The sequence below is a fragment of the Rhodovulum sp. genome, from assembly GCF_011048875.1.
In the GTDB taxonomy this organism is placed as follows: Bacteria; Pseudomonadota; Alphaproteobacteria; order Rhodobacterales; family Rhodobacteraceae; genus Rhodovulum; species Rhodovulum tesquicola.
Map to the genome: position 1 here is coordinate 1 of NZ_DSDD01000109.1, position 4,616 is coordinate 4,616.

The window sequence follows — 4,616 nt, forward strand, 5'->3', positions numbered from 1 at the left end:
CTAGAAACGGTTACGGTCACGCGGTTGACCAGGACGAGGACCATCGGCGCGGTGACCTGCGCGCTTGGCTTCGGGGCGAAGTCCGGCACGGCCTTCGATGGCCTGAACTGGACCATCGCCCGGATCGGGACCGAAAGCTTCGCGGTCGGGATCACCGGGCTGAATGTGGGCCTCGACAAGCCGTCCGGTCCCGACCGCAGCCTGATCGCAAGCTCGGCGGGCGCGGTCGATATCGCGAAACTGGCCCTTGATGTGACCGGCAGCTATCCCGACGGCCGGATCGAGATTGCCCAGCCCGCGGGCAGGACGCTGGTGCTGGCCGATTTCCTGACGGGTTTCGGGCAGCACGCGCAGGATTTCCTGAACGGCCTCACGCTGAAGGATCTGGATTTCGTGGTCGCGGTGCCGTCGAAATCGGGCTCGATCAAGGCCAAGCTTGTCACCCGGACCGGCGCGGCGCTGGTGCTGGTGCAGGGCGACGGGTCCAAGATGCTGTTGTCCCCCGCCGATGCCAGCCTTGACTGCGCCTGTTCCGTGACCCGGACCGATGTCGCGATCAAGGGCCGGTTCCTGGTGGTGGAGGCGCTGAGCTTCGACATCGCCGCCAGCTACTAGGACGACCGGCAGACACAAAAGGGCAAGACCGCGCGCCCGGGCAGCACCTAGGTCTTGGCCGGTGCGATCAACGTGGCCGACACATGGAAACGCCTGTATCCCGGCCAGAAACCGCCGCCCCTGCCGCTGATCGGGATCGCCGATCTGGCCGAGCTGTTCGTGCCCGGCAGCGCCGCCCGCCTGCCCACCGGGATCGGCCATCTGTCGGTTGCCGAGCTTTCTGCCCGCTACACCCGCGACGGTCAGGGCGCCACGGCCTACCGGATCTAGGGAGCGTTCGACGGGACATGGCAACTGGCGGGCGGACTCCACGCGACGCTGTCGATCGAGTTGACCGACAAGGCAAAGCTCTTCACCGCCACGTTCGACATGGACGGGTGCCATTTCGACCTCTCGCTCGACCTGACCGAGGGCAAGGACGCGTAACAGGCCTATACCATCCGCGCCACCATCGACGCGATCATCGACCGCCAACCGCTGAAGATCGCCGGCAGCTATGACAGCACCGGCAAGCTGGCGCTTACGCTGGAGGCAGAGGTGAACCTTGCGGTGATGACGCCTGGTTCGTCGGGTCCGCCACCGGACAACGCTACTACGTCGTGCCCGAACCCTGGGACGATATCGTCAAACAGATCAGGCTGCCCAGCGACCTCGCGCTTGCGATGGATACGAAAACCGGCGCGGTCAAGCTGATGCTGGGCCAGATCGGCCTCGATTTTCTCGTCTTCAGGATCGACGGCATCTCGCGGGTCTATACCCGCGCGGCGGCCACGGGCGGCAAGAGCGGGATCACCATCGAACTGACCGGCCGACTGCCCGGCGGCAGCGCGCTTGCCTGGGATCCCGCGACCGAAACCCCGCCCGAGATCCCCGGCAAGGGCGGCGCGCTCGTCGAGATCCGCACCGCCGCCGCGGGCCGGCATTTCGCCTTCGACACCGTGCCCAGCGGTGTCGCCGATGCCGTCGGGACGGTCGGCAAGTCGCTGGCCGCCTCGTCCTGGACCGGCCCGGTCGCGCTGATACATTTCGACCCGAACGCAGGCTGGCTGTTCGCGGCGCATGCCCGGATCCTCGGGCAGGCCGACCTCGAATTCGTGTTCAACGACCCCGACATCCATGGCGTCCTCATCACCGTCACCAAGGGCAAGAACGACAAGCCGAACGTCCTCGACGGGCTTTATGCCGAGGTGCTCTATCGCAAGGTCACCGGTGCGGTCGGCGTCCACGAGGGCACGCTGACCCATCCGAAAAGCATCCAGAGCATCAATTTCGGCGCGTTCGAGATGACGCTGCCCTCCTTCTACCTCGCGATCTACACCAATGGCGATTTCAAGATCGACATGGGCTTTCCCCATGACCTTGATGGCTCGAAATCAGCTGTCGCTGACGGTCGAGATCTATTCGGGCGCGGCGGGGTTCTGCTACGCGAAACTCGACGGGCCCGACCCCAAGGGCCTGCCGCAGGTGTCACAGGACAAGGGCATCTTCAGCCCCGTGACCGAGATCGGCATCGGGCTTCAGGTCGGCATCCAGAAGGGGCTTGAAAGCGGGCCGCTCACCGCGCGCTTCGCGGTGATGGTGCAGGGCCTGTTCCAGGGCACCTTCGCCACCTATCACGACTTCGCCAGCGGTCGGACCGATGAATTCCACGATGTCCGCGCGACGGTCGCGGTGTTCGGCCAGCTTGTCGGGTCGATCGACTTCGCCATTATCAAGGCCACGCTCGAAGTCCGGGTCTTCGTGCGCGCCGACATGCGCATCATCGCGCATCGCGCGACCGAGGTTGCCTTTGCCGCGGGCGTCGATGTCCGGGTGACGGTGGTCATCAACCTGTTCCTGTTCAGGATCTCGATCCACCTGTCGTTCAGCATGGTGGTTCACGGCTCGGCGACATTCCGACAGGACACCCGTGCCCTCTGGGACGATGCGGCGACGCTGGAAATGTTCGCCCTGCCCGGCACCGCCCCGCCCCCCGTCTGGCAGCCCGTCGCGCCGACCGGCGGGCCGGTGCCGCTGACCGTATATGTCCTTCCGGCCCTCAGCGCGGGGCTGGACTATACCTGCACCGCCCACGCCACGGATCGCTGGATCCAGGTCGCCCAGCTTGCCCTGTCGAACCCTGCGCCCGCGCCCGGAACCGCCGATGCGGGCGACGGCTCCTACGCCGCCTTCCTGACCGGGCTCATGCGCTGGGGCCTGTTCGCGGCCTCGGGGCAGGCGCAGGCGGGCGGTGCCGCGGCCGACCAGTCGGTGGTGGACAAGACCACCCTCACCCGCACCGACATCGCCGCGCTGCTGGCCGCGCCGCTTCCGGTCACCCCGCCCGCCGTGCCGGTCGAGGAGGTGTTGGCCGACTACATCACGCTTGCGCTGCGCGCCGGGCTGCAACAGGCCCATGACGCGACCGAGCTGTTCCCCGAAGCCGGGCCGCCCCCGCAGATCGCCGCGATCCTGTCCCGCCTGTCCCCCGCCCTGGCCGGAATCTCGGGCCTGACCTCGCGCTTCATGCTGCATGGCACGCGCCCGCGCGCGGCGGACGGCACGCTACACCCGCTTTACGCGCTGACGGGTCAGCAGGCGGTTCTGGGCGCGGGCGACATGGCGGCCGATACGCTTGTCCTCGGCGTCGGCCTGCCCGCCGCCGACCAGGCGCTGTGGAATGTCCGGATCGAGGGCGGCGGCGAGAGCCTCGCCTTTTCCAGCGCCGATGCCGAACCGCTGGTCAAGGCACCCGCCGCGCTGCGCGCCGCGCCGGATCTGCCCGACCCGAAACCCGCGCTCACGCTCCAGCCCGCCTTCGACATCGGGCCGCTGCGCTTTGCCCTGCCCGCCGGGATCGCCGCGACCGGTGGCGAAGCCGTCTGCCGTCTGCCGCCCACACTGACCGACCTGCTCTCGCGCGCCCCCACCGCGCCCTTCGGGCTGTTCACGCTGCCCGATGGCGCCCCCGAGGCCGCGGGCAGCCCGGTTCCCGCCGCCGATTTCGACCGGGCGCTCGCCCTCGATTTCGATGTCGCGCGGATCCCGCTGCCCGGCGCGGCCGACCCGAAATCGCCCGAATACCTTGGCAACACCCATGCGCTGGCCAGCGTGAACCAGAAGGGGTTGGCCCTGTTGCAACGGCTGATCGTCGATCTGTCGGCCCCGACGCCCACGGCCCGCGTCTCGGCGCTGCGGCTGGGCTATCGCACCGGCCCGGCGGGGCAGGCGGCAAGCCTGACGCTGGGGATATCGACTTCACCGATACCTTCCTCGTGCAAAGCAATTTCTCGACCGAAACGCGCCCGCTGCAGGTCGTCATGGCGCTGGAAAGCGCCGGCGCCGCGCCCCCCGATCCGAAACAGGCCCTGGGCTTTCTCGGCAAGCTCTGGAGCGGGGGCGTGACCAATTCGGGCGGCTATTTCCTCTGCCATGCGGGCGACGGAAGCGGCCTGCCCGCGGCGGTGTTCGGATCCGGCGGGCGGGCCACGCTGACGCTGGTGATCGGGCTGGCGCATCCGGGCACGGGGCCCGCGCCGCTGGCCCCCTATGTCAACGCGGTGCTGGGCAGCGGCCTGACGCTCGGCGAGGCCCCTTTCGTCGCGTCCGACAGCCTGAGCGATGCGCATCCGCTGACCCTGCCCGGCCAACTGGCCATCCAGCTTACGCGCAACAGGCCCGCCGAGCCCGGCGCCGCCGATCTGGGCGCAGCCCTCGACCAGCTTTACAACCTCTGCGCGGGCCGGATCACGGCCATCGGCGGCACGCCCCTGCCCGATGGCGAGGCAAGGGTCTTCGCCCCCGACAAGGCTGCGCAGAATGGCGATGATCTGGTCTATCGGCACAGCTTCCCGCTGGTGCCCCGCACCGATGCGGCGGGCGCACAGGGTCAACCCGCCGCGCCGCTCTCGCTCGATGCGTTCAAGGCGGGGTTCAACGCCGCCTTCGTCGCGCAGGACCGGGTAGAGCTTGAGGTGACGGTGAACCAGGGCAACCGGCAGGGCCTGCTGTTCGCCACCGGC

The 4,616-nt window shown here is 68.6% G+C and carries 4 protein-coding genes; all 4 read left to right on the forward strand.

The window, feature by feature from the left end; all coding sequences use genetic code 11:
- Positions 1-615: hypothetical protein (locus ENN83_RS03735; protein WP_287184247.1), on the forward strand; the 615-nt coding region annotated here is incomplete at its 5' end.
- Between the two features lie 72 nt (positions 616-687).
- The gene (locus tag ENN83_RS03740) at positions 688-885 is read left to right on the forward strand and encodes a hypothetical protein (RefSeq protein ID WP_287184249.1); all 198 of its coding nucleotides are present in this window, start codon (positions 688-690) and stop codon (positions 883-885) included.
- 1,092 nt (positions 886-1,977) lie between these two features.
- Positions 1,978-3,999: a hypothetical protein gene (locus ENN83_RS03745; RefSeq protein WP_287184250.1), complete on the forward strand. Its 2,022-nt coding sequence runs from the start codon at positions 1,978-1,980 to the stop codon at positions 3,997-3,999.
- A partial coding sequence (locus ENN83_RS03750; RefSeq protein ID WP_287184251.1) for a hypothetical protein occupies positions 3,915-4,616 on the forward strand: 702 nt, incomplete at its 3' end. The genes ENN83_RS03745 and ENN83_RS03750, both read left to right, overlap by 85 nt.

Excerpts from the sequence above, each read along its gene's own strand:
- ENN83_RS03745 (WP_287184250.1), top strand. The coding sequence starts at position 1,978 with ATGGCTCGAAATCAGCTGTCGCTGACGGTCGAGATCTATTCGGGCGCG.